The organism is Dyadobacter sp. Leaf189 (assembly GCF_001424405.1).
Lineage (GTDB): Bacteria > Bacteroidota > Bacteroidia > Cytophagales > Spirosomataceae > Dyadobacter.
Genome location: NZ_LMPS01000005.1, coordinates 895,392 through 921,088 on the forward strand (window position 1 = coordinate 895,392; position 25,697 = coordinate 921,088).

21 protein-coding genes are annotated in these 25,697 nt (G+C 50.7%); 7 read left to right on the forward strand and 14 right to left on the reverse strand.

All coding sequences use genetic code 11. The features are described 5' to 3' along the window. Positions 1-35: 35 nt before the first annotated feature. The 3 genes from ASG33_RS18100 to ASG33_RS18110 form a co-directional block, all read right to left on the reverse strand. The gene (locus ASG33_RS18100) at positions 36-1,091 is read right to left on the reverse strand and encodes an SGNH/GDSL hydrolase family protein (protein WP_229238713.1); all 1,056 of its coding nucleotides are present in this window, start codon (positions 1,089-1,091) and stop codon (positions 36-38) included. Between the two features lie 197 nt (positions 1,092-1,288). Next, positions 1,289-2,170 (reverse strand): sulfite exporter TauE/SafE family protein, encoded by an 882-nt coding sequence (locus ASG33_RS18105; protein ID WP_056288287.1) that lies wholly within the window; start codon positions 2,168-2,170, stop codon positions 1,289-1,291. Positions 2,171-2,296: 126 nt separating this feature from the next. Next, the gene (locus tag ASG33_RS18110; RefSeq protein ID WP_056288291.1) at positions 2,297-3,211 is read right to left on the reverse strand and encodes a pirin family protein; all 915 of its coding nucleotides are present in this window, start codon (positions 3,209-3,211) and stop codon (positions 2,297-2,299) included. A 114-nt stretch (positions 3,212-3,325) separates the two neighbouring features. Between ASG33_RS18110 and ASG33_RS18115 the strand changes: the two genes are divergently transcribed. The 3 genes from ASG33_RS18115 to ASG33_RS18125 are packed head-to-tail and all read left to right on the forward strand — an operon-like array spanning position 3,326 to position 6,841. Continuing rightward, entirely contained in the window at positions 3,326-4,765 is a 1,440-nt protein-coding gene (locus ASG33_RS18115) for a DUF3526 domain-containing protein (RefSeq protein ID WP_056288295.1), read from the forward strand. After that, positions 4,762-6,153, forward strand: a complete 1,392-nt coding sequence (locus ASG33_RS18120; protein WP_056288297.1) for a DUF3526 domain-containing protein — start codon at positions 4,762-4,764, stop codon at positions 6,151-6,153. Before ASG33_RS18115 ends, ASG33_RS18120 begins: the two co-directional genes overlap by 4 nt. Continuing rightward, positions 6,146-6,841 (forward strand): ABC transporter ATP-binding protein, encoded by a 696-nt coding sequence (locus tag ASG33_RS18125; protein ID WP_056288301.1) that lies wholly within the window; start codon positions 6,146-6,148, stop codon positions 6,839-6,841. The genes ASG33_RS18120 and ASG33_RS18125 overlap by 8 nt, the downstream gene beginning before the upstream one ends. Positions 6,842-6,856: 15 nt before the next feature. Here the strand turns inward: ASG33_RS18125 and ASG33_RS18130 are convergent, their stop codons facing one another. After that, positions 6,857-7,510 (reverse strand): hypothetical protein, encoded by a 654-nt coding sequence (locus tag ASG33_RS18130; protein WP_056288305.1) that lies wholly within the window; start codon positions 7,508-7,510, stop codon positions 6,857-6,859. Positions 7,511-7,696: 186 nt separating this feature from the next. On the opposite strand from ASG33_RS18130, the gene ASG33_RS18135 reads away from it, so the two are divergent. Next, entirely contained in the window at positions 7,697-7,882 is a 186-nt protein-coding gene (locus ASG33_RS18135; protein ID WP_056288310.1) for a DUF3606 domain-containing protein, read from the forward strand. Positions 7,883-7,903: 21 nt separating this feature from the next. Then, on the forward strand, positions 7,904-8,215 hold the full coding sequence (locus ASG33_RS18140) for a hypothetical protein (protein ID WP_056288313.1): 312 nt from the start codon (positions 7,904-7,906) through the stop codon (positions 8,213-8,215). 65 nt (positions 8,216-8,280) lie between these two features. On the opposite strand, the gene ASG33_RS18145 is transcribed toward ASG33_RS18140, so the two are convergent. Together ASG33_RS18145 and ASG33_RS18150 are read right to left on the reverse strand one after the other, a co-directional pair. Next, the gene (locus tag ASG33_RS18145; RefSeq protein WP_056288316.1) at positions 8,281-9,720 is read right to left on the reverse strand and encodes a SusD/RagB family nutrient-binding outer membrane lipoprotein; all 1,440 of its coding nucleotides are present in this window, start codon (positions 9,718-9,720) and stop codon (positions 8,281-8,283) included. A gap of 9 nt (positions 9,721-9,729) precedes the next feature. Beyond that, on the reverse strand, positions 9,730-12,948 hold the full coding sequence (locus tag ASG33_RS18150) for a SusC/RagA family TonB-linked outer membrane protein (protein ID WP_056288319.1): 3,219 nt from the start codon (positions 12,946-12,948) through the stop codon (positions 9,730-9,732). 231 nt (positions 12,949-13,179) lie between these two features. Between ASG33_RS18150 and ASG33_RS18155 the strand changes: the two genes are divergently transcribed. Beyond that, positions 13,180-14,667 carry a hypothetical protein gene (locus ASG33_RS18155; protein ID WP_157474835.1) on the forward strand — a complete coding sequence of 496 codons (1,488 nt, stop codon included), beginning with the start codon at positions 13,180-13,182 and terminating at the stop codon, positions 14,665-14,667. Between the two features lie 24 nt (positions 14,668-14,691). Here the strand turns inward: ASG33_RS18155 and ASG33_RS18160 are convergent, their stop codons facing one another. The 8 genes from ASG33_RS18160 to ASG33_RS18195 all read right to left on the reverse strand — a co-directional run bounded on the left by ASG33_RS18160 (position 14,692) and on the right by ASG33_RS18195 (position 24,320). Continuing rightward, positions 14,692-15,810, reverse strand: a complete 1,119-nt coding sequence (locus ASG33_RS18160) for a glycosyltransferase (RefSeq protein ID WP_229238714.1) — start codon at positions 15,808-15,810, stop codon at positions 14,692-14,694. Further along, positions 15,807-16,895, reverse strand: a complete 1,089-nt coding sequence (locus tag ASG33_RS18165) for a glycosyltransferase (RefSeq protein WP_056288323.1) — start codon at positions 16,893-16,895, stop codon at positions 15,807-15,809. The genes ASG33_RS18160 and ASG33_RS18165 overlap by 4 nt, the downstream gene beginning before the upstream one ends. Next, positions 16,892-18,007, reverse strand: coding sequence for a glycosyltransferase (locus ASG33_RS18170; protein WP_056288328.1), 1,116 nt, complete (start codon positions 18,005-18,007; stop codon positions 16,892-16,894). The genes ASG33_RS18165 and ASG33_RS18170 overlap by 4 nt, the downstream gene beginning before the upstream one ends. A gap of 2 nt (positions 18,008-18,009) precedes the next feature. Beyond that, the gene (locus tag ASG33_RS18175) at positions 18,010-19,095 is read right to left on the reverse strand and encodes a glycosyltransferase family 4 protein (RefSeq protein ID WP_162242757.1); all 1,086 of its coding nucleotides are present in this window, start codon (positions 19,093-19,095) and stop codon (positions 18,010-18,012) included. A gap of 25 nt (positions 19,096-19,120) precedes the next feature. Further along, entirely contained in the window at positions 19,121-20,125 is a 1,005-nt protein-coding gene (locus ASG33_RS18180) for a Gfo/Idh/MocA family protein (protein WP_056288334.1), read from the reverse strand. A gap of 11 nt (positions 20,126-20,136) precedes the next feature. Then, positions 20,137-21,090 carry a zinc-binding dehydrogenase gene (locus ASG33_RS18185; protein ID WP_056288336.1) on the reverse strand — a complete coding sequence of 318 codons (954 nt, stop codon included), beginning with the start codon at positions 21,088-21,090 and terminating at the stop codon, positions 20,137-20,139. An 11-nt stretch (positions 21,091-21,101) separates the two neighbouring features. After that, on the reverse strand, positions 21,102-23,132 hold the full coding sequence (locus ASG33_RS18190) for an NAD-dependent epimerase/dehydratase family protein (protein WP_056288677.1): 2,031 nt from the start codon (positions 23,130-23,132) through the stop codon (positions 21,102-21,104). A 69-nt stretch (positions 23,133-23,201) separates the two neighbouring features. Then, on the reverse strand, positions 23,202-24,320 hold the full coding sequence (locus tag ASG33_RS18195) for an NAD(P)-dependent oxidoreductase (RefSeq protein WP_056288339.1): 1,119 nt from the start codon (positions 24,318-24,320) through the stop codon (positions 23,202-23,204). Positions 24,321-25,123: 803 nt separating this feature from the next. On the opposite strand from ASG33_RS18195, the gene ASG33_RS18205 reads away from it, so the two are divergent. Next, positions 25,124-25,690, forward strand: a complete 567-nt coding sequence (locus ASG33_RS18205; RefSeq protein ID WP_056288346.1) for a DUF1003 domain-containing protein — start codon at positions 25,124-25,126, stop codon at positions 25,688-25,690. Positions 25,691-25,697: the final 7 nt, after the last annotated feature.

The window sequence follows — 25,697 nt, forward strand, 5'->3', positions numbered from 1 at the left end:
CAGTCCGCATTTAAATATTTAACCAGAATCGGTTATTAATATTTCAATTCCTTCAACTTGGCAATTACCCGGTTGGCTACAATCTGATATCCTTTGTCATTGATGTGGATTTCATCTGAACGATCATCCGGACGCATTCCTGTCGGGAAGTTCATGTTCTCAATATCAGCCAGGTCCTGCTCCGTAGGTGTGTAGTTGATCGCCGCCATTTCATCAGCAGTCGGCGGTGTCATAGGCACATATTTACTGCCATAGCGACTTTCAAGCTTTTCATTAATTGAGATCACCTGGTTATAACGATCCGTTCCTTTATTCTCCGGCCGCGCCTGCAACATACCCACGACGAGATATCTTTTCGGATCTTCGATGAAAGCAATGGAATCATCCAGTGCCGTCAGAATTTCGTCCTGCGCTGTTCCCTTGGTAATGTTATTGCGACCGTACCACAAGATTTGGGTTGCCGTTTTCAAGCGAAGCGCGTCGTCCAGCTCGAAAATCGAATCTTCGGGAATGGCGAGCGTACTTTCTGCATCGGGCTTGATCGTGTAGCTTTCGCCAGTGTCATTCGCTTTCCGTGTAATCGTACATTTAACGCCTACAACCGTTCCCGTCCTGCTGTAAGTGGTGTAGTTGATCGGTGTCGACAAAAATTCGTTGTTCAGCTTGGTCACCTTTAATTCTTTGGCCCCGTCGAACTTACCGCCTTCCACAGAAATTTTCAGCGGAGTACCGCCTTGTCTGATCGCGATCGACATAGCGATCTGACCTACGATCCCGTCGCTGACCACCGGTCTGCCGGGAAATGCCGCGCCTACTATATCACCGTAGGGCCTACTTCCCCCCGCTCCTATCGTCAGACTGTCGCCAAAAAACGCGAGCGTCTGGTCTCTCTTTGGCCCTGATTCTTCATCACCTGACGCTTCATTTTCCGACCCGTTTTTCTTGGGGAGAATGTCGTCGAGCAGACCTTCACACGAGGTCAGGAAGGTGGTAGCCAAAAGGGCCGCCCCAGAATGGTGAAAAAATCGCCTGCGGCTCAGTGCAGTTTTTGAATTGTTAATCTTCGGGGTACTTTCTTGATCGTCAAGCATTTGATGGAACGAGTATGTGTTTGATTGCTTGAAAAGTCCTAAAACAGGCTTTCATTATCATCAAGATCAATAATCGTTCCTGCAGGGAAAGGGAGGAAGGAAGAAAGGGAGGAACGGGAAGAAAGGGAGGAATGGGAGGCGGAGCAACGAAATGTTTTTTTTCCCTTCGTCCCTTTCCTCCCTCCTCCTTCCTCCCTTTAAATCAGACTTTGAAGAATAGTGCGGGTACTTAGAAAGATTACCAGCGCGCCGACGATCAGCATCAAAGGCTTCCGCTTGATCCTGCCCACCAGCAATGCACCGAATGGAGAAGCGATTACGCCGCCGACGATCAGGCCGAGCACTACCTGCCAGCTGGCTACACCATGAAAGAAAAGGAATGTGATCCCGCTTGAAAAGCTGATCACAAATTCAGCCGCATTGACCGAGCCGATCGTATAACGGGGATCGCGGCCCTGCCCGAGCAATGAAGAAGTGACAATCGGTCCCCAGCCGCCTCCACCAATGGAATCAAGGAAGCCACCAGCTGCTGCGAGTACGCCAATGCGTTTCGTTTTTGTTTTGGCAAGTTTGGTTAAAAGCGCCTTGCGGATAATGATCAAACCCAGGATCAGCATATAGAATGCAATAAAAGGCTTGATGAAATCGCCGTCGATCACATCCGAAAGCAGGTAAGCGCCTGTGACGGCCCCGATCACGCCGGGGATAAGCAGACTTTTAAATAGTTTCTTGTTGATGTTTTTAAACCGGAAATGCGAGATTGCGGAAGCCCCGGTGGTGAACATTTCCGCCACGTGCACGCTCGTACTGCTGATCGCCGGCGGCACGCCCATTCCAAGCAGGAAAGAAGACGAAGTAGCGCCGTAAGCCATTCCCAATGCACCGTCTACCATTTGTGCTATAAACCCTACCAGCAGGTAAAGCGCAAAATCGCTGCCCAGGAATCCGGTCACATTTTCGGCATTAAAAGTGCCGGGCCCATTGAAAATCAGGATACCCGCAACGCCCAGAACCAATGCGATCGGGAGCAGCAACCAGGATGAAAACGGAAGACGTAATGAGAGAACTTTGGAAAGCATAGAAGCGGCACAAAATTGTTAGGCTTCAAAAGTAGCAAATCTATTTACTCTATTAAAATTATAGTCTATTAAATTTACCTTAGAAAATGTCGCGCAGCCGAAGCTATCACTTCCAAAACACGCACTTCACGAAAGTGGCTCAGGCCTTGGAGGAGCGCCGGCAGGCCTGGATCTGTCTTCGGGCAATGGAATAAATTCCTGGTCGTCTGTCGGCGGTAGTATGATCCGGCCTTGCTTCCAGTCTTCCTTGGCCTGTTCAATACGCTCCTTCCGGGACGAGACGAAGTTCCACCAGATAAACCTTTCACCCAGCGGCTCCCCTCCCAGCAGCATCAGCGTCGTATTTTCCACGGCAATGATCACCGGATCCACGCCCGTATTAAAAGCCAGCATCCTGCCGGATCCGTAACGATGTCCGCCAACTTCCACCGACCCTTTCACCACATAGATCGCCCGCTCGCTATATCCGGCCGGCAACCCGAAACGCGCACCTGCGTTGAGTACCACGTGCAGGTAAAACAAGGGTGAATGCGTTTTGACCTCATTCTTTAAACCGTAAGCGTCACCTGCGATCAGCCGCATCCACACGTCTTTATCAGTAAAAATGGGCAGCTCCGCAGTGCTGTAATTCTTGAAATCGGGCGCAGCTTCTTCATCTTTCTCAGGCAAGGCTACCCAGGTTTGTATCATTTCCAAACCGCCCGCCAAGGCAGCAGGATCTTCAAAACGTTCTGAATGCGCAATGCCGCTGCCTGCCGTCATCCAGTTTACCTCACCCGGCCTGATCACCTGCTGCACACCCAGACTGTCGCGGTGCGTCACCTGGCCACCGAACAGATAACTTACGGTCGACAAGCCGATGTGCGGGTGCGGCAGCACGTCGAGTGACGACGGGTTGGCCGGTATGTCGGCGATCGGACCGGCGTGGTCCATGAAAATAAAAGGCCCTACCATTCTCCTTAAACGGAATGGAAGAATGCGCTTGACCATGACAGACTCGCTGATGGCAGCCTTTCGTGCTTCGATGACAATGTCTAACATAGCTGGTATTTGGTTGAGCTAAATATAAGGAAAGCCGCCAATAAATTTGTGCAACATTGTTGCATATAAGCAACCCGCCGTTATATTTGCAACCGTGTTCATTTACCCACTCCTATGCACCTCCATTTGATCCGCATTGTTGCCCTGCACGAAATCAGGACCGTTTTCAGGAGCAAAATGCCTTTTATTCTTTACAGTATTCTGTTAGCCATGCTTTTACTTGCCGGGTTTGTAGGCTGGAATTACGTGAGTAAGTTCAATGCACAGCAAGCCCGGTACACCACGGAAGTCCAGGACAACTGGATGAACCAGCCCGAGCGCCATCCCCACCGGGTGGCGCATTACGGCTACCTCGTTTTCAGGGAAAAAGCGCCGCTCAGTTTCTTTGACTTTGGTCTGGACAGCTACGTGGGTAACTCCGTTTTCCTGGAAGCGCACCGGCAGAATACCGTGAATATGAGCGAGGCAGGGTTTTCAAATGGTATGCTGCGCTTTGGTGAGCTGAGTATGGCGCTGGTGCTTCAACTGTTGGTGCCGCTTTTCATCATTTTTCTGGGCTTCGCTACGGTAGCCGGATTGAAGCAAAACGGAGTCCTGAAAATCCTGTTATGCCAGAAAGCCTCCTACTTTGATATACTGGCTGGAAAAACGGCCGGACTGGTCGCGGTGACGTGGCTGCTGTTCCTGCCTTTGATCCTGGCCGCATTGATCGGCGGCGCAGTGCTGCTGCAAAACGAAATCAATGCAGAGCTCCTGCTCAGGAGCGGACTGATCCTTTTCGTCTACGCGGTCTATTTCCTGATCATCACCATGATCGTAACGGGTGTTTCGGCAATGAGCAAAAATGCTTCAAATGCGCTGATCATGCTCGTACTGGGCTGGATGGTCTGTTTTATTGTTATTCCAAAAAGCGCGCAGACGCTCGGCAGCAGCCTGTACAAAGCCCCTGACAAGATTGCTTTTGAGCAGGCTATTGAAGCTGAAGTAAGGAAAGAAGGTGACAGCCACAATCCCGACGATCCGCATTTCGCCGCGTTGCGGGCCAATACCCTGAAAAAGTACGGCGTGGACTCGGTGCATAAACTGCCGGTGAATTATGGCGCGATGGTGATGCAGGAAGGCGAGCGCATTACCTCGGGCATCTTCGGGACGCAGTTCAACAAGCTCATCGAAACTTATCAAGCACAGAATGCAGTGTCCGTGATCCTCGGCTTCTTTGATCCCTACCTTCCGCTGCGAAATATTTCCATGCAGCTCTGCGGGGTTGATTTCGATACTTTTTCTGAATTCCAGAAACAAACCGAACAATACCGTTTTGACAAAACAACGCTGATCAACAAAATCCACCTGACGCAAATCTCCTACGAAAACGACCGTGCGCAGAAAGTAGCCCAATCGAACTGGCAACAAATGCCACCGTTTGAATTCCGGCCGGTGCCACTTGCCGCCACCATATACAATGCAAAATGGAGCCTGATCGCATTGCTTTTCTGGCTTGTTGCCGGTGCCGCCGCACTCGGGTTCATTTCTTCCCAACGCAAATTCCAGTTATGAAAATCAGCAGTAAGCTCCTCCATTTGGAAGTCAGGAATTTCTTCCGCGAGAAAACAGTGCGCTGGGCAATCGCAGGACTTGTTTTGTTTGGTCTGTACAGTTTTTATCATGGTAAGAATGTGATCGGCAGCCAGTTGGCAACAATCAGCTCCATTCCGTCTGTTCAGAAAACCCATTTGCAACATATCGCCGAGGAAGGCAAAGGGAAGTCTGTGGGAACCACCGCTTATTACCCTTTCTTTTACACGGCCAACTATCCTTCACCCTGGGCGTCGTTTTCAATTGGTCAGCGCGATGTAAATGCATTCAGTTTGAAAATCAAGATATTGGGCATTGAAGGTCAGCTGTACGATTCGGAGCTTACTAACCCGCTTACCCTGCTGGTAGGTAACCTCGATGCCGCGTTTGTTTTCATCTTTCTGTTCCCGCTGCTGATCATTGCATTCACTTACAACACGGTATCGCAGGAGCAGGAGCACGGGGTGTGGCGGATCGTGGAAACGAATGCACCGAGCCTGCTTACCATCATTTTCATCAAGCTGCTGGTACGCTTTTCAGCCGTGGTACTCACCGCGTCGATCGTGTTTCTGACGGGCGTTTTGCTGCTCGGTCTCCCGTTTTCCGGCCCTACTTTCCAGCTTTTCCTGGTGATCGTCTGCTACCTCCTTTTTTGGTTCCTGCTTTGTGCATTCGTGATTTCGCTGGGCAAGAGCTCCTCCTTCAATGCGACGGCACTTGTTTCGTGCTGGATATTTCTTTGCATGCTTTTTCCGGGAATCGCCAATGTACTGATCAGCGGACAGATCGCCATTCCAGAGGCGCTCGAAACGACCGTCAAACAGCGGGAAGGTTACCACGCTAAATGGGACTTGCCTAAAAAACCAACCATGGAGACTTTCTACGCAGCTTACCCGCAGTACCGCAAATACCCTGTCCCTGAAAATGAATATTCACCGGGCTGGTATTATGCGATGCAGTACGCCGGCGAAGTGGAAGCGCGGGAATCGGCCGGGCAACTGTTTGACAAGCTGGCACAAAGACAAGCCCTGGCTGAACAGATTGGTATATTCAATCCGGTGATTTACGCGCAGCAAATGCTCAACCGCATTGCAGCCACCGACCTGACGAACCACATCGAATACCTGCAATCGGTAAAGCGCTACCACAAACAGCTGAGAGAGTTTTTTTACCCTCCTATTTTCGAAAACGAACAAACCGAGCACCTCGACTGGACCAGTTACCCGAAGTACCAGCCCGAAGCAGCGGCTATGAATGCTGGCAATGCACCGGTTTGGCCGCTGATCGTGTGGAGCGTACTGGCGGGACTGTCTGCCATTTTATTATTGAGAAGAAATTTTATCCAACATACCCGGAGGCAAAATGCTTGAAGCTAACAATCTGACCAAGAAATACGGTGATTACACCGCACTTAATAACCTGAACCTGACGATCGGGAAAGGGGAAATATTTGCATTGCTCGGCCAGAACGGCGCAGGCAAAACGACTACGATCAACCTGTTTCTGGGATTTGTGGAGCCTACTTCGGGTGTTGCTTCCATTGATGGGTTGAATGTGGCTACACACGCCGAAGAGACTAAAACCCGACTGGCCTACATTCCCGAAACCGTTATGCTCTATCCCAACCTGACCGGACTCGAAAACCTGGAATATTTCTCGTCCCTGGCCGGGTTCAGCTATGAAGCGGGACAGCTGGCGGGGTTTCTGGACACGGCGGGGCTGCAAAGTTCAGCGCACGGAAATCGCCTGGGCGGCTACTCCAAAGGAATGCGACAAAAGGTGGGCATTGCGATTGCGATCGCGAAAAAGGCCAAGGTACTGCTCCTCGACGAGCCTACTAGCGGACTGGATCCCAAAGCTTCCAACGAATTTTCAGAGATATTGAAAACACTCTCTGCCTCGGGTACCGCAATCCTGATGGCTACGCACGACATTTTCCGGGCGCGCGAAGTAGCAACCCGGATCGGGATCATGAAAGAAGGCAACCTGCAATCCGTGACCGAAGCAGGCGCCATCTCGGCCAATGAACTGGAACAGCTCTACCTGAAAACTGTTTGAAATTCAACGGACTAATCAGAATACCGCGAATTTGGCATCGTTCTGCTGCCCTGGCTGGCGATAGTACTGGTACATCGGCTTTAACCTGATCTTGTAAGTGACTTTGCCGAGCTTCGGATCGGTATCTTCGTAAATGAATGTGGCGCCGCCTTTTACCGTCGCATTCCGCGCTTCTTCCAGCGTGTTGTAGATCCTGTAAGTACTCGTTTCCAGGTACGCCGATTTTCCCGGAACAATCATTGGCAAAGGCGAATTTGCCTCTGATTCCACTACTGCCGTGCCTTTTTCATCGTCCCAGTGAATGCGCAGACCAATCGGCCGCTCTATTCTGATGTTCATGGAAAAGGTGTATGATGCACCCTGCTGTGCCGCTTCGTTGATCTCGCTGCCAAACCAGTAATTGATATAGCCTCCGCTCGGGCGAAATGCCAGATACACTTCCTTTCTGTAAGTGTTGAAATTAGGATCAATCTGCATCAGATCGACCGAATCTGATCCCACGAAACGGTATGCTTCTGCTATAAAAAGCGGATAGGTCCCGAGTTGAAGGCTCACAGAATCCTTTCCGAGCTTCACCGCAGTTTCGCGGTTGGCAACTTCATCCTGTGAACAGGAAGCAACGAAAATGAGCAAAGCAAGTGCCGGCAGGTAGCGTCGAAGTTTTCGCATAGTTCAAATTTTTCTTGTTAAAACCATTTTTCAACTAATTCAACAGACACGCTATCTGCTGCCTGCGCTGCCTGCTATTCAATTATTACCCGAATTTTCAGTGCAAGACTGCCCTCAAAAGCATGCAAGCACGGTTTTTGCTGGTATGCCCGAAATTCTTTGTTCAACAAACTAAAAAATACGATCATGGCAGACGACAAGACCAAAAAGGACGCACGCGACCGCAGTCGCGTTTCCGCCAGCGAGGATTATGAAATTGAATATCTGGCAAAGAAAAGCGGCGCTACCCGCGAGCAGATCATGGAAGCTATTAAAGCCGTAGGCGGCAACCGTGAGAAGATCGAGGCTTATTTAAAGAACCACGCGAATTGAAATTTATCAAAACAAACCACAATGGAAAAAACAACTGATCATGAGGAATGGCTTTCAGGCGTGAGCCTTGCCGATCACGAAGACGTTTACAACCTGTATGATTCAATTACCAATTTTGAAGGATCAGGCCGGTTTTATACAACCAAGGAAGTCACCAATGATGGCTACCAGTACTTTATCAAAGCCGAAGGTGTTGTAGAACACTTATTCCTGGAATCCGACGAAGCGAAGTTTGCATTCCTGGATTACCTCGCCAAGAACTACACAGATGCCGAAGAAGGCGATGTAACAAAATGGTATAACCTGAAAAAGGAGCTCGGTCGGGTCGACTAGGCAAAAACAAGCTGCCCGGAATGCATATATACATTCCGGGCAGCTTGTTTTTAAGACTTATAAGTTCAGGGTTTGTCCCAGAAAATGCGTGAGGTAACCTCATCCCCGCCCATTGCCGTAGCTGCCGCGCGGTAGTTTGCCCCATTCAGGTTTTGTTCCGAAAACGGGTATGGAAAACGAAGCGGAATTTCAGAAAGAGCCTGTGCCGGCTTTTGCAAAACAGGATAATCCAGCCTTCTCCACTCCTTCCAGCCTTCTACCGGCTGGTTATGCATTGCAATCCACTTTTGAGTACCAATGCTTTTTTTCCAGTTAGCCGCGTCGAAAACAACCCCCGGCTTTGTCAGGTAAGTGCTGGCTTCTGCCTGCGTTCCCCCGAAATCGTGCACGATGGAAGACGTAACTGCTGCATTGTAATGCGCGGCCGCCGTTCCAGGCACATTAAACCCGCGCAACTTAGCTTCGGCGAGCAGAAACTCAACTTCGGTATACGACAAAAGCAAACCAGGCAAAACAGGATCTCTGAGCAGAGTACCCGGCTGCGCGTACCGCGCGTAAGCATTGGCAACACCGTAAACCCCGCCCACATACTTACCAGCGTTCGGCCCCGCTGTGGCTGGCTGGAAGAACTCGTCAATGCGAGGGTCCGATAACTTATTCATCACATCCACAAGTGTATTGGCAGCCACGTTATCGTCCCTTTTGGCAAGTATGTCCGACATCGGGTTTGCGGTTGGCATGTTTGCTGTGTAGTTCAGCTGCGCATCTTCTTCCGGTGAAGTAAAAACGTGCGCCGCGGCTTCCTCGGCGAGCTTTTTGGCATTGGCAGGTTCCACGTCCGCAATGGTGAGCGCAAACCGGAGTTTGAGGGAGTTCGCGAATTTAAGCCAGCTTTCCGTGTCGCCGCCGTAGTACAGATCACCCGTTGAAAACCCGCTTGCATCCGGGTGGGCATTGAGGCTTGCGATTGCTGCGTCGAGGCGCTTGATCAGGTCTGCATAAATAGCCCCGTCATCCTCATAAGCTGCCAGTACATTGTTGATATCCAGCGCCTGCGAATAGGGAATGTTGCCGAACGTATTCACCAGTACCGACCATGCATACACTTCCAGTATTTCAATGGCAGCAACCTGGCTGGCGCGCTCACCGGCTGTGAGAAATGCATTGGCGTCGACGGTCTTCCGTGCCTCACGCAGGTCGCTGAGCACATCGCGGTATATCACGTCCCAGAACGCCTTGTTGATCTCGCGCGAATTGATGTTATACTGACTTTCGTCGGGATACTGCACCGCAGCCCAGTATTGCAGATAGTACCTGAACGGATTGTAGTTATAATCCGGCGTAGTAATGATACTTGTCAGATTGAACTGCGCATTGCTCACCAGCGTAGCGGCAGGTACATCCGTGGCTTTTTTGGGGTCGATATTGAAATCATCGTCCAGGTTACTGACGCAGCCTGCGGTCAGAAACAATGCCGCGATGCTATATAGAATGGTCTTTTTCATGGTGTTTTGTCAAAATCTGAGTTTTACATTGAAGCCGATGTTGCGTGCTGTCGGGTAGGCTCCTCCCAGGTAGCCCATCGAAATATTACCAGCGCCAAATCCCGCCTCGGGATCTGAATAAGGCACATCTTTATGGATAATCCACAGGTTCCGCCCTACCAGCGCGAGATCGATTCCCTTTACCACTTTCAGCTTCGAGATCAGTGCGGCAGGCAATGCATACGACAATGATGCTTCGCGCAGCTTTACAAACCCTGCACCGTAAATATGGGATTCATTAGGTCCGTACGGGCCAAGTGCGTAAGCCCGGTTTTCCAGCCTGACATCGTTGGGCGAGCCGTCTGCTTTGACACCTTCGAGCAGTATTCCCCCACCCTGCGCCACCGGCAGCCGCGACGGGTTGCCCAGCTCATTGAGTCCGGCTGTTTCAGGATAAAGCCCTGTTCCAAATCCGTAAAATGTGTCCAGGTTGTAGAGCTGTCCGCCTTTTTTTACATCAACCAAAAAATAGAGCGAGATCCCTTTGAAACTCACCGTATTGCCGATGCCGCCTACCCAGTCGGGATTTGGGTCACCGATCTCTTTCGTCGGGCCTGACAGTACATACTGCCCGCGCGAGTCGATCAGCTTTCCACCGTTCTCGTGGTACACATATCCCGAACCCCGCAGCATCCCGAACGGCCTGCCAACAGTTGCATTGGAACTAACGCTCGTCTGGTAAGTGGCGATGATCATATTATCACCCTCTGCCAGCGACTCTACCTTATTCTTGTTTCGTGCCCAGTTTGCATTGATCGTCCATGAAAAGTCCGCCGTTTTCACCGGCGTGGCAAATACTGAAACTTCCCAGCCTTTGTTTGATACTTCTCCTGCATTCGTGTATTTGTAGCTGTAACCGCTTGTAGTCGGCACGGTCACGGGCAGGATCTGGTTGATTGTATTAGCCTGGTAAGTAGTGACGTCAAAACCTACCCGGCTTCCGAAAAACGCCATTTCGATCCCTACCTCGGTGCTTTTGGTCCGTTCCGGTTTCAGGTTTGGATTAAAGCGGGTGTTGGGCACAGAGTATAACGGAATCCCATTGAAGCCACCGATGGGCGAGCCTATTTCTTCATCCTGCTTGTTGTAGTACTTGTCCAATGCGGCAAATGGTGCATCACTGCCCACTTCGGCATAGTTGGCTCTCACCTTTCCGTACGACAGCCACGGAGTCGTTTTCAACAATTCAGAAAAGGCAAAACTAAGCGCGACTGAGGGATAAAAGTAAGCATTGCTTCCCTTTGGCAAAGTGGAAGACTGCTCGCGGCGTGCCGACAGATCCAGAAAAAGCATTTCCCGAAAACCCAGTGTCGCATTGGCGTACAAACCGTCCACAGCAATATTCTGCTCGCTTTCAATGGGTGGCGAAAGCAGGTTGCGCGAGTTGGACAATGCGTAAAGCCGCGGTACCACAAGCCCGCCGCTCGTGGAAGCCCGCATGGTATTGAGCTGCGACCGCCGCATGTTCGCCCCCACAAGCCCCGTCAGATCCAGGTCTTTCGAAAGGGACTTATGTATGTTGGCAAAAAGATCGAAATTGAACTCGCGGAAAGTGCGGTTGTACTTGATGTAATAAGGCATATTCTCATTGGTCGTACTGCCGATTGCAAAGCGCTCTTCCTGCAATTCGTCAAAGCTGTCGAGAGATAGTCGGCCAGTAATTTTGAGCCAGTCGGCTGCATTATAAACTGTCGAGATATTACCGAAAGTCCGGTACCGCTTGTCGTTCTGGTAGTTTTCGTAGCGAGTGAAATAGGCATTGTCGGAATACGCCGCTTCCAGATCATCCGGCCCTTTCCAGTTCCACGCCATATTCTGCTTCGTTCTGAAATAAGCTTCTTTTTGCTCTTTCAGATCCACGTTGGTCTGAAACCACTGACGAAAGCCGAGCATCGGGTTAATGGACCCGTACCCCGAACCATAGCGGCCCAATCCTTCCTGTTCCGTAAAATTCGCACTTGCATTAACCGACAGCTTAGACGTCATATGAAGGGTACCGCCAAAATTGATCATGTTCTTGGAGATCCGGCTGTTTGGTAAAATCCCCTTGTCGGTTGTGCGGTTATAGCCTACTTTGAAAGTAGCCTTGTCACTCCCGCCATCGATCGTAATACTGTTGTTGGTAGAAACCGATTTCTCAAAAAAGTACTCCGGGCCGTGTGTTGCCGCTACCCAGGGCCGGGCCTTTTTGTAGTTGGGTGAAGTCGGGTCAAATGCATCCCAATGATACACCATCAGGTTGGGATCGAATTTATGGCCGTAAGAAGCATCGTCGCTGAATGGGACAATGTTATCCTCCACACCATCGCCGTCAACATCAAAAGCTCCCCATTCCACTGCATAACCCGCGCCGTATTCTTTTTGGTAAACGGGCAAAGTCTTCTTGTCCACAGCGCCAACGGTAAGCCCGCTGTTAATCGTTACGCCCAATCCTTTTTTCCCTTTTTTGGTGGTAATTAAAATCACCCCGTTTGAAGCGCGGGAACCGTACAAGGCAGTGGAGGCAGCGCCTTTCAGGACAGTTACCGAAGCAATGTCGTCGGGATTAATGTCTGATGCAGGGTTACCATAATCAAATCCACCGCTACCGGTGACCTGGCTGCGCGTGTTCGCCACATCGTTGTTCACGGGCACACCATCCACCACAAAAAGCGCCTGGTTATTGCCTGTAAGCGACTTAATACCCCTGATCACCACATTGGAAGAACCACCGAGCGTGTTGGTTTGCGTGATGTTAAGTCCGGCTACCTTGCCCGCCAGCGAATTCACAAGGTTCGGGTTTCTGCCGGCGGTAACTGCGGCCGCATCGATCTGGGTGGCGGCATAGGGCAATGCATTACGCGTACGCTCCACACCCAGCGCCGTAACCACCACTTCGCTCAACTGGCGCGTGTCGGCCTGCAATGTCACTTCCATATTGGATGACGAACCTACCGGCATTTCAATGGTAGCATAGCCGATAAAGCTAAAAACCAGTACAGGTGCATTGGCAGGCACTTCGATCCGGAAGTTACCCTCGGTGTCGCTGGCAGTACCTGTCTGCGTACCTTTGACCAGGATACTCACCCCGGGCAGTGCCTCACGGGTGCTGGCGTCGCTTATCTTTCCGATAACGACCCTGTTCTGCGCCAGCAGCGTTTCCGCAGTGCCGGCAAGCAGGAAAAAGATGATGAATAGATGTTTTTTCATGGACATAATAGGAATTGGGACTGGACAAAAAAGGAAGTAATAACCAATTGGCGACTTTTAAAACCATCGTCGGCAGACGGTATCCTGGCGTGGACGAAGGGCGTTTGTCGCCGTTTGGGAGTTTATGAGTTTAGAGTTTATGAGTTTGTTCTGGCATGATTTTGTCTTGCGCGGGGACTTTGGGCGAGGGTTGTTGATCTTTTTAATTGTTGTCACCAGCGCAGAATTTCAATGGACTTATTTGAAAAAGAAAGTATCGGAACGAGGGATAACCGCGGATTGCAGTTGTCTTTAAATAGCGTGCATGCATTGCCCTGGGTGCAGGTGGCACCGGGTACACCTTATTTTGTGACTGAGGAAGGTGAGAACTGGACGCCGATCGGGCAGAACGACGCCATTACCTGGCCTGAATTGGAGGGTCTTTTCAGGCGTAAAAACGTGCAGCAGGTTGCGGATTATCTCGCCTGGCTTGCTGCGCACGGGGTTACCTGCATTCGGCTGATGCTGGAATATGCCCAGGGAGAGCACCGGTATTTTGAGAAACCCGCAGGTAAATTCTCACCAAACATGATCAGGCTCTGGGATGATCTTTTTCTACTTTGTGCGAAATACAACATCCGCATACTCCTCACTCCGGTAGATACTTTCTGGATGTGGATACGCTGGCGGCACCATCCTTACAATAAGTTACACGGTGGTCCCTGTAAAAAACGCACCGAATGGCTGATTTGTCCGGACACGTTGCAGGCGATCAAGAACAGGCTGAGCTTTGTAGCCGAGCGCTGGGGCGGCAGCGGCGTTCTTTTTGCGTGGGATCTCTGGAATGAAATCCACCCGGCACACGCAGGCGGGCGCACCGACGTTTTCGAAACCTTCGTTCACGAACTGAGCACCCATTTGCGGGACACCGAAATGCGGCTGTACGGGCGCACTCACCCACAAACCGTATCGATATTCGGACCGGTACTGAACGAGCACCCAGCGGCGGCCGACGTTATTTTCCGCCACGCCGACCTTGATTTTGCAAGTACCCATTTTTACGATTCAGCTACGATCGACAATCCAAAGGATACCGTTGCATCGGCTATCGCTACGGGCCGGCTTGTAAGAGAAGCGCTGTCGCACTTACCGCCCGACAGACCATTTTTCGACAGTGAGCACGGACCCATTCACGCGTTTAAAGACAAGCATATCACATTTCCGGCTTTTTTCGACGACGAGTATTTCCGCCACATACAATGGGCGCACCTTGCGTCGGGAGCAGCAGGCGGCGGCATGCGCTGGCCTAACCGGCACCCGCATTGTCTGACGCCCGGCATGCGGCTGGCGCAACGTAGCTTGTCAGGCTTCACAAGCCTGATCGACTGGAAAAATTTCCGCAGGAAAAATCTGAATGAAGAAATTGCTTCAAGCAACCACCATGTGGCTGTATTCGCCAGCGCCGACAGCCAGCAGGCGGTCTTATGGGCAATGCGTACCGATACACTGGTCAAGAAAGCCGGCAATCTGAAAATACTGAATGAAAATGCGTCCTCCATTGATGTGACTGTCCAAGTACCGGGCATGTCCGCGGGTACTTATTCAGTTCATTTTTGGGACACATTGAATGGAGTGATAGTGGGGCAGCAAGAAGTAGAGCTGATAACGCCGGGGATGCTGGCGATCCAGCTTCCCCGGTTCGTTGCTGATCTGGCTGTGGCAGTTCGTGCAAATGTGTAAATCAGTTTGCGGCCGAATGCTGGTTCAATAGGTATCAGGCCTGATTTCGGCGGTAGTTACTTCCCGCATGCGCATTGCCTCGGCATAATACCCTTCAAGCTCGGTAGCGCGGTGTGCGGCGGTATGGAATTCCAGCACTTTGCGTCTTGCATTTTCTGCAATGTCCTGCCGCTCGCTTTCCGTGATGTTGGTCAAAAAATCAATCGTGTCCTCAGCAGAACGCGAGATCAGGATCTCTTTACCGGGCTCAAAGATCGTATCCAATCCTTCCCAGTAGTCGCTGATGATCGGCGTGTTGCAGGCAGCTGCTTCAAACAGCCGCACGCTTGGCGAGTAACCCGCTCGGATCATATCTGCCCGCGTGATATTCATTGTGAATCGCTGACTATTATAAAATTTCCGGTGCTCCGAAGGCGGCAAATGTTCAATGCGCGCCACGTTGCCCGCCCATTGAATATTGCCGGGATACTGCGGACCTGCTACTACAAACTTCCCTTCAGGCATTTTTTCAGCTGCATCCAGCATCAATGCTTTGAGCGGAGGCTGGCGGTCGTCGCTGTAAGTACCCAGGTATCCCAGGTCCCATTGCTTTTCGTGTGCTTCCGGATAATAGAGTTCGGGATCGAAAGAGCAATAGAACGGACGCGCCATGGGAGAGCCGTAATGTTCTTCCAGGTAAGTCAAAGTAGGCCCGCCGGTAAAGCTCAGGTACATATTGTACAGCGGGATCAGGTCCGGGTGCAGGTATTCGTAGTCCTCCTTTTTGATCTTTGCAAGTGTCACCGGCGTATCAATGTCGTAAAATGCGGTGATACCCTCGGCCGTTTCCGTTACGAACCTTCCTACCTCTACGCCTTCCGGCACATAGGAGCCTACCACCACCAGGTCTGCATTCCTGATCGTTTCTGAATGAGCGGCTTTCAGCTCGTCGATGTTCTGGTAAAGGATCGTTTTGCAGTACGAAAAATCTTTCAGGTCGCGGTTGGAAGCATACCAGGGTACATCGCGTTCCAGGAATGTAACATCGTGTCCGTTCTGGTGCAGCTCACGGATCAATCCCCTGAACGTAGTAGCGTGGCCATTTCCCCACGAAGAGGTAATGGATAAACCCAGGACCACTATTTTCAAATTACCTTCCGTCATACCGCCGCTTTGTTTAATGTAAGCTCATCTTTCAAAAGCTTGTCCAGCTCCACGGCGCGGTGCGCATAAGTGTGTTTTTCCAAAACCTTATTCAAAGCTGCCTGTCCGATCTGCGCTGCGTGCTCTGCTGTGAGAGAAGTAAGCAGGCTCCGTACTTCGTCCCCGCTCCGGGCAACCAGGATCTCTATCCCCGGCTCGAAGAAGAACTCGATACCTTCCCAGTAATCGGTGATAATGCATGCACCTGCTCCGGCTGCTTCAAACACGCGGGTTGCGGGCGAGAAACCGTACTTGGCCATGCTGTCGCGACTGATGTTCAGGATCGCTTTCGGCGAGCAGTTCAATGCATTATGGTCCTTTGTAAATACGTGTCCGATGTAATTGATGTTGGAAGACATCGGTTTATCATGCCAGCCGTTGCCGCCCAGTATAAAACGTTGGTCAGGCATTTCCGCCGCCACTTTCAGGAAGAAATCCTCCACGCGCTTTTCACGGTCAGGCAGTCTGTTACCCAAAAACACCAGGTCGCCTTCAAAGCGCGTCTGCGTTTCAACGGGATGGTGCGTAGCCGGATCGAGCGCATTGTAGATCGGCACACATTTTCTTGCGCCCAGCGCTGTATACGCATTGATCACAGGATCACCGCCGCCGTAAGTCAGTATAAGATCGTACTGCGGAATGAGGTCTTTGAAATAATCATTTTCATTGTGATGTACGCGGTCCAGCGTCGCAGGCGCATCCACATCCCAGAAGATCACGAACTTGTCACGCTGGCCGAGGGCCGCAACTTCTTTTTCCAGTAACTCGTCAAACACCCCTACCCCGCTCGTTTTGATGATCACGTCTGCATCCATCGCGTCATTCAGCACCTTGGCTACATCTTCCTCATTGGGCTGGTAAACGACAATACGTGCCCAATCAGGATCATCCATATCCCGGTTTTTCTGACGGTCATAAGCGTCGGGCTCGTAAAATGTGATCTCGTGCCCGAGTTCATTCATAGCGCGGATAATGCCGCGGTAATAGGTTGCAGCGCCGTTCCAGTAAGCTGAAACAAGGCTCGAACCGAAGAATGCAAATTTCATAGCGTCATCGTTTGGTTTAAGTTGTTAACACCCAGCTCCTCGCATATCTGGTACAATTCGTCTGTACGGTGTGCGCAGGTATGCTTGCTGCGGATCGTTTCCAGTCCGTGCGTGGTCATTTCTCCTACCAGGCTTTCGTCTGTCAGCACGCGGTCGATCCACCGCTTCATTTCTTCTTTATTTTTGGCAAAAACAAAATCCTTTCCGGGAGTAAACAGGTTTTCTGTATCATCCCACGGAGCTGAAATAAGCGGGATACCACAGGCAAGCGCCTCAAATGGACGGATCGTCGGGATACCCGGCAATGCTTTTACATACGGGCCACGCGGCACGTGGGCTGTAAACCGGTATTTCGAAAAAACCTCCGGCGCTTTGAAGTTGGGCAGCCAGCCTGCGTACTCGATACCCGCGTCGGCCAAAGCCGCTTTTGCGTGATCAGGGTAGCGCACGCCGTATATCTTCGCTTTCAGCTTCATTTCTTTCACGGGTTCGATAATGAACTCGAAAAGCTCCTTTGTACGCTCCTCGTCGCCCCAGTTGCCCACCCACACAAAATCACCTTCGTAGCCGGTATTTTCAATGGGATGAAAAACATTGGTATCCGCAGCCTCATGCCAGGTCCACGCGTTTTTAGTCCATTTTTCTGACAGATAAATGTCCCTGATCTTGCCGCCAAATGCGAGTACGCCATCGTAGTTGGAAATATCATACGCGCTCATGCTCGCCTTCTCGGTTACGGCGCGGTGGTGCGTGTCGTGGAACAACAGCTTGAAAGAGTACTTCTTCCTTTTTTCACCAATTGCCTTCACCAATGCATGTTCATTCCATTCGTGCACCAGCACCAGATCGGCATCTTTAAGTACTTCATCCAGGTCCAGCGTGGCCGGATCGTACTGAATGCTGCTCAGGAGCGGGTAGTAATTTTGCAGTTCCTGCACTGCTTCCTGCCCGTAATCTGCAATTAGGTTCTGCAGGCTCCACGCATCTTTGGGCTCGTAAATGCTTACGGTATTCCCTCTCTTGATCAGCTCGGTGGCGATTCCCCTCAGGAAATGTGCGTTTCCGTGGTTCCAGTCCGAAAGCAGGGAATGGTAAAAAAGGACAATATTCATAGTTAAAGGATGTTTCGTTGTGCCGCTTCAAACTGTTCTACCAGCTGCTGGTACAGTTCTGCGTAGGATCTGCCCATGTTGCCTGTGGTAAATTGCTGTGCGCGCTGAAGGGCTTTTTCAGCCATTTTATTCAGGTTTTCCTCGTCTTGCATCAATGCATTGATCGTATCGGCCAGTTGCTGCGGATTGTCTGTTTGAACGTAAATCGCATGATCCTGCCAGATTTCCCGCAAGGAAGGAATGTCGCCGAGCACCAATGCACAATGCGACAATGCCGCTTCGAGCACCGACAGCCCGAACGGTTCGTACCTGGCCGGTAATGCATACACGCTGGCCGTGGAAAGTGCCTTGGCAATAGCCTCGGAACCCAGCTTGCCCAGGTGGCAGATATTACTCTGCTGCACCTCCGTGCTGTTATTTTCAAACTGTGTTTCGCCTGCGATTTTGATCGGGTAGCGGATCAGGGGTGCGGCGTCGGTCAGCAGCTTCACGTTCTTGGCTTCATCCCAGATCCTGCCCATACAGAGCACCGTCTTTTCTTTTTTACCACAAAAAACCCGGTCTGCACCGCGGGCGTTGTAAATCACCGAATGGTTTTCGTGTAAAGAATAAATCGCATCCAGTTCGTCCATCATCGCCCGGGAAGGGGCTACAATGTGATCTGCCTGCTGCAAGCCGCTTTGGACTTTTGTAAAATACGTATCCCAATCCGCAGGCGGGTTTGTTTTAGCAACTGCCCTGAACCACGAGAATACGTCGCTGTGCGCAACCGAAATGACCGGCACATCCCATTTCAATGCGCCGTGTACATAGCCGTTTAAATGAACCAGGTCGGCTTGTACCGCTTTTTGCAGAGACAATAAATAAGCGCCTGCTTCGTCCACTTCCTCCCAGGGATTGTCCATCCATTCCAGCTTGTAATCTGTTTCGTAGACAGTTACATTGTCCAGCGCACCAATTTCAGCTGCCTGCCAGGGCTGCATTTTTGCACCCATGGTAACCAGGTGAAAATGCACATGATAGTCAGCCAGCGCCCGGCAAAGCTCTACGGAATAGGTCCATACGCCGCCAACTGTATCGGCGGTCATGAGTACTTTGAGGGGCGATATGTGATTAGCTGCGTCCATAAATGCGGTCCAGCACTTCGGCCGAAGGCAGGTATTGTGCTGCCGAGGCGTCGAAGGCCGTGTTCACCGAAAGTTTTTGTATCCAGTCTGTCAATGCTCTTCCTCCCCAGGCATCCGGCGGGCTCACGAGCGTTTCTGTTTTGGTACCCCAGTAACGGGAACCTGTAAAATCATAAAAAGACCCGTTCACGTTTTTAAGCGAAACACCACCGTTGGTACCGTAAAAAGAAGCCTCAATGACTGCCTCCTGCCCTGCCTGCAAATTCCAGCTGCACGAAAGCTGCGCATTGGTGCCGGTTGCCAGTTCAAGCGAAACGTTGGCGTAATCCTCCACCTCATTTTTCCCTTTCACCGAAACACCCTTGCTGTATAAACTGCTGTTCAATGCAGTTACCTCAGGGAAATCGAGGGCATAGAGCATCAGGTCGATCAGGTGAATGCCCAGGTCGAGCACGCAGCCGCCGCCGGATTGCTTCATATCGTAAAACCATGCTTTATCAGGACCGTATGCATTGTGAAATTTCAGATCGACTGCAAAGATCTGTCCGAGCTCGCCGGACGAGATAATGGGCAGGATTTGCTGAAAAGCAGCAGTATAGCGGTAAGAGAAATCAGCGCCAAGCAGCTTATCCGCTTTTTCAGCAGCGGCGATCACAGCAGCTACCTCAGACGCATTGCGCCCCAGTGGTTTTTGACAAAAAACGGCCTTGTTGTTTTCAAATGCGGCAACCGCCTGCTCCATATGAAGCGCACTAGGCGTAGCGATCACCACGCCATCAATGTCCGGATCTGCAATCGCTTCCTCAAAAGAAGAAACGGTTTTGGAGCCCGGCGCCATTTTCAATGCTTCGGTAATGCACTCGGCAGACGGGTCGGTTAAGAGCGCAATTTCTGCTGTGCCGCTCTCGATTGCAGCCTGCATTCTGCTGCGGCCTATCCAGCCTACCCCCGCAAAAGCCAGCGCAGGTTTTGTGTTAGTCGAAATTTCCAAACTCGTGAATGTTATATCTGAATAAGCGCTTTCATAAATCCGTCCGGGCGGCTGGCGGTCATTTCAAAACCTTTCGCCAGCTCTTCTATCCGGAAAATGTGTGTGTACAGGTCAGCCGGGCGGATCGTTCCGTCGACAACCGCGGCTACTGCCTGCTGCATTCCGCTCAGGTACCGTTCCGGCTTACGCTCATGCGCATTGATCACATCGATGCCTTTCCAGTTCCACTTCTGAAAGTTAACCTGGCGCATTCCGTCCTGGTGGTAACCCGCGATCATCAGTCGGCCGCCTTCTGCTACGATCTCAGTAGCAATATCAATGGCTTCCTGCTTGCCTGTCGCTTCGATCACACGGCTGCAAAATGCGCCGCCTGTAATTTCAGAGACTTTATTGGCAACCTCCCAGGTACTTGTCAGCGGGATCACTTCATCAGCGCCATTTTGTTCCGCATATCCCAGGGAGAAGTCTCTTTTGGAGATAGCGATCACTTTTGCACCCCGCTTTTTAGCTAATTGGCAAAGCAAAACACCCAGAAAACCCATGCCGATAATGGCCACGGTATCTCCTTCTGAAATGTCGCTTCGATCAAAGATGTTCATCGCGCAGCCCAGCGGTTCGCCGGGAAACTGTACACCATTCAGGTTATCGGGCAGCTTTACCACTGCACTTTCAGGTGCAATGTCATATTCGGCATACGCCTTGCCAGAAAGGAATGCAACTCTGTCACCGGATTTCAGACCCGTCACTTTGTCGCCCACCTGATCCACGATTCCCCAGCCTTCATGTCCGGGCGCACCGGCTTCCACCGGGTACCCAAACCATTCGCGGCCTTCCCACAGCGGCAGGCTCGATGCACATACACCGCAGCCTTCCACCTGTATTCTGATATCATCTTCTTTTAATTCCGGTATGCCTACTTTCTGTATTTCGAAAAGACCAGGTTTGGTCAGTACTGCTGCAATCATTTTCGGGTATTTTAAAAAATAGGAGTTGTTTTCTTCTCAGCGGATTTCGCCTTTTTTGTTTTGTCCAATGAAATATGTGCGTTTTCCATCAACCATTCGTGCAGCTTGGCTATACCTTCCATGGTACCTGTCGCCGGGCTCCAACCTGTGGCTGCTTTCAGTTTGTCAAAATTGGAAACATAGTATTTCTGGTCACTGGAACGCCATTCTTCCATTTTCACTTCGGGCCTATCGCCTGTGATCAGCTTGATCATATCAATCAGTTCAAGCAAACTGACCGTGTTACCTACGCCGCCACCAATGTTGAATGCATTGCCGCTGATCCGGTCCATGTGTTTCTCTGCGAGCAGGAATGCATCTACCAGGTCTTCAACAAACAGGATATCGCGAACCTGCTTTCCGTCGCCGTACAGCGTGATCGGCTTACCTTTCAGCGCCTGGATCAGGAAGTGAGCAACCCAGCCCTGGTCTTCGGTACCAAACTGGTGCGGACCGTAAATGCAGCTCATCCGGAACACCACGCTCTTCAAACCGAATGTGCGGGCGTAATCGAGGATGTACTGGTCGGCTACACCCTTGGTACAGCCGTACGGACTGTGGAAATCAAGGTTACGTTCCTCGTCAATCCCATTTTCCGCAACATATTTATTCTCCGGAAAGTAACGTGTTTCATTCACCGACATGCCCAAATCGTGCAGATCACCGTACACTTTGTTGGTGGACGTGAAAACAACCGGTGGCTTGTGATCCGAGTTTCTGATCGCTTCGAGCAGGTTGAGCGTGCCCAATGCATTTACCTCGAAATCGTGGTAAGGATTGGTAAGACTTGACGTCACCGCCACCTGCGCTGCAAAATGAAATATCTGCGAAGCACCCGAAACAGCCTGTTTAACAGCATGCTTGTCGCGGATGTCGCCCACCATCACGAGCAATTTATCAGGGTATCTTTCTTTGAGCCAATACAGGTTGTTCTGTACGCCTGCGCGGGACAGGTTATCAAAGATGAGCACAGGCTTACCCGAGCTCAGTATCCGCTCAGCGAGGTTGGTACCTACAAAGCCCGCGCCGCCTGTGATCAATGTATATTGTTCGTCGGCATTTGCGCCTTGAAGCGGCTGCGTCAGCCATTCGTATTGCTTAACGCCAGCTACTCCGCTGTCAGCGAGCAGCGTGTAGAGCAGTTTTGGCGAGTTGTCCTCATTTTTTATACCAAAATAATACTCACGCTCATCAAGGTGGAACCTGTCCACCGCCGGCAGCTCGGCCGAAAGATCTTTCAATGTGTACCAGTACACGCGGTCGGCACCGGCTTCAAGCGCATTGATAAACTCCTTCACCTGTTTGCGCTCATTCTTCTGCCAGGTAGAAAACCCGGCTTCGGTAATCCATAGTGCTGCATTGGACTGGTGGTTGTTCAGTACCTCCCGCACCTTGCTGATCTCGGCCTGCCAGCCTTCCCAGTTGTAATCAAATACATCGGGGAAACCGTGCACACCTACTACGTCAATGTGCTCCATCAAGCCCTTTCTGAACATTTCATTCAGCCAGTTCGCATCAATGGGGCTCATTCCGCCGAGTACCGTTTTCTTTCCGCGCTGTCTCGCCCAGTTTGCCGCCGAGCCGATCATTTCGCAGAATATATTCCAGTCCGGATCCAATGTAAAATCGTATTCAGCCTGGTTATTGGGCTCATTCCAAAGCTCCACATATTCGAAATATTCGCCGTACCTGGTGATGATGGTATCCACAAAATCTGCATAATCCTTCGCATTGCGCGGCGGTGCAGACGATTTCGGCTTCAATGCGATCGATGGCGGCGTGTACAATATGCAAGGCAGTATTTCCAGCTTCTTGCCTATCGTCGCAAACAGCCAGTCGAACCATTCTTTTCCTTCCGGCAGATGCCAGTCTGCCCAAGAGATATTTGTACGAATGCGTGCAACACCCAGTTTCTCAAACTCCTCCACTGCCTTCTCCACTTCCCGGTGCTGATTGATATGGAACCATTGTACAAGTCCCACATTATTGTTTTCATATTCCATATCTTTTCTATTCAAGGGGATTTCCGGCACCATATTTCGTTTGCGTGTTTATAGATTAGAAACTATATTTCAAACGGTCAGACCTCTTGTCATCAACTCGTTTTTAGCGTGTGCAACTTTGTCTTCCGCGGTTTGTCCTTCCAGCCAGGTAGCCAGTTCCACCAGACCTTCTTCCAGGGATATTTTGGGCTGATAGCCCAGTACTTCCTTCGTTTTGGTAATGTCAGCAAAGCAATGCCGGATATCACCTACGCGGTATTTGCCTGATATCTCTGCTTCAATGTGTTCTTTCCCGAGCACACGCGCCATTTTCTCGGCGATCTCCACCACGGTATAAGCGTTTCCGCTTCCTACGTTGAAGGATTCGTACTCCGCCGCTTTGGTTTCAAGCGCAAGCCGCGAAGCCTGGGCGATATCCTGTACGCTTACGAAATCACGCTGCTGGCGGCCGTCTTCGAAGATCATCGGCGCATTTCCATTCATCAGTCGCGACGCGAAAATCGCGAGTACGCCGGTGTAAGGATTTGACAGTGCCTGATTGGTACCGTACACATTGAAAAACCGCAATGCGACAGTCGGGATGTTATAAGCTTTACCGATCATGAGGCACATGCGCTCCTGATCATATTTAGAAAGCGCATACACCGAAGCCAGTGAAGGTGCTTTGGTTTCCGGGGTCGGATACGGGGTTAAAAGATCACCGTTTGCATCCATCAACTCCCAGTTGCCTGATTTCAGGTGGTTAAGGTCACGCTCGTAGCCCGGACTGATTTTACCAGCCTTGTCGCGGTACAAACCTTCGCCATAAATGCTCATGCTGCTTGCTACGACCAGCTTTTCAACGGGATTGTTGATCAGTGCTTCTAACAGGACAGCGGTTCCGCAGTTGTTGACATCCGTATACTCTTTGATCTGGTACATGCTCTGGCCCACTCCTACCATTGCGGCGTAGTGGTAAACTGCGTCCACACCCTTCAATGCCTGCTTTACTTTTTCAGGGTCGCGCACGTCGCCGACGATCAGCTCTACTTCCTCATTGAGGTAGTCCGGGCGCGTGCAGTTCTTTCCGTGGACCTGTTCGCTTAAATTATCCAGCGCTTTTACATTATACCCTCTTTCGAGTAGCTCATTTGCCAAATGAGAACCTATGAAACCAGCACCTCCTGTTATTAGAACTGTTTTGCTCATTGTATGATCTTTGAGGTTAGTTATTCGTTCAGTTTAATTTCTATAAAAATTACAATTCTACCCGCTGTCCAATTGTGCTTCCCGGCTGCAAAATCAAAGATTCCTGCTTGCACCATGCGCGGAAAAATCCGGATTATCCAAGCCTACAACTTGCGGGAATATGCCTCCTGAATCTGGCTGCGGGACACTTCCTCCGATGATGGGGACAAATGTGTGAACCCGAATTTTCGTCGCTGGGTACTACAAGCTTTGTACCTAAGTCGGTATACGAAGCTGCGGCCGGAGCTATAAAGTAGTAGAAGATGATGCAGACCGCCGACCGGCATTACTGAAAAGTGGGCATGTCATTTGCAAGAAAATCAAGCTGGTAAGTACCTGAAGAGGGAAAATGGAACAGAGCGGCTTTACACCGGGAGACAAATGGCTTGTCCTGATTTTGCAGGCAGAAAGTCGGGAAAAAAGGCGAAATTTTTAATAAATCATGTAACCACATGTAGAGAACAAACCACCTGTTGATCCCATCTGGGGATGTTTCCCTACAAACTCCCGGACAATTTCAACAGTGTAACACCTATCGGACAAAATTTTCTTACCCTCAATTTTCGATTTCATACGAACAAAATTGGGAGAGGAGAATGCGACCCGCGCCGGTTGTTTCATGTATTTGAAAAAACTGCGGGTAAGATAACAGCTTACAGGCAGGATTTGACTGAAAAATGAAGAGCCAGGAATAATGCAATTTTATCCGGGTCTTTTCAGTGGCACGATAGTAGACCGGAGCGGCCGGATTAAACAAACTGAACATGGGCAGCCCAACACAAAACGAAACGGATCACGCAAACGCCCCTGAAATGAAGATCGTTACGCGCAATATCAGCGCGTTGCTGGAAAGAACCAAGGAAGAACAACGCAGGAAAACTTTTGAGGAAAGACTTGCCGACTCCATTACCGGCTTTACCGGAAGTATGCTGTTCGTATACATTCACCTCACGATGTTCGTGATCTGGATCATCTGGAACCTGGGCTGGCTCGGACTGAAACCCTTTGACGAGTCTTTTGTGGTACTCGCCATGTTTGCTTCCGTGGAAGCTATTTTCCTCTCCACATTTGTACTGATCAGTCAGAACCGGATGAATGCAGAGGCTGACCGGCGCGCCGAGCTGAACCTGCAGGTAAACCTGCTGGCTGAGCACGAGATCACGCGCCTGATCCAGCTCACCACGGCGATGGCCAAGAAAATGGATATTCCCGAATCCTATGATGCTGAGATTGACAGTCTTGCCAAAGATGTTCGCCCCGAACAGGTGCTGGAAACAATGGAACAGCACCGGAAAGAAGCGGGGCTTGAAGCCAAGCAAGACAAGAAATAGCCGCAGG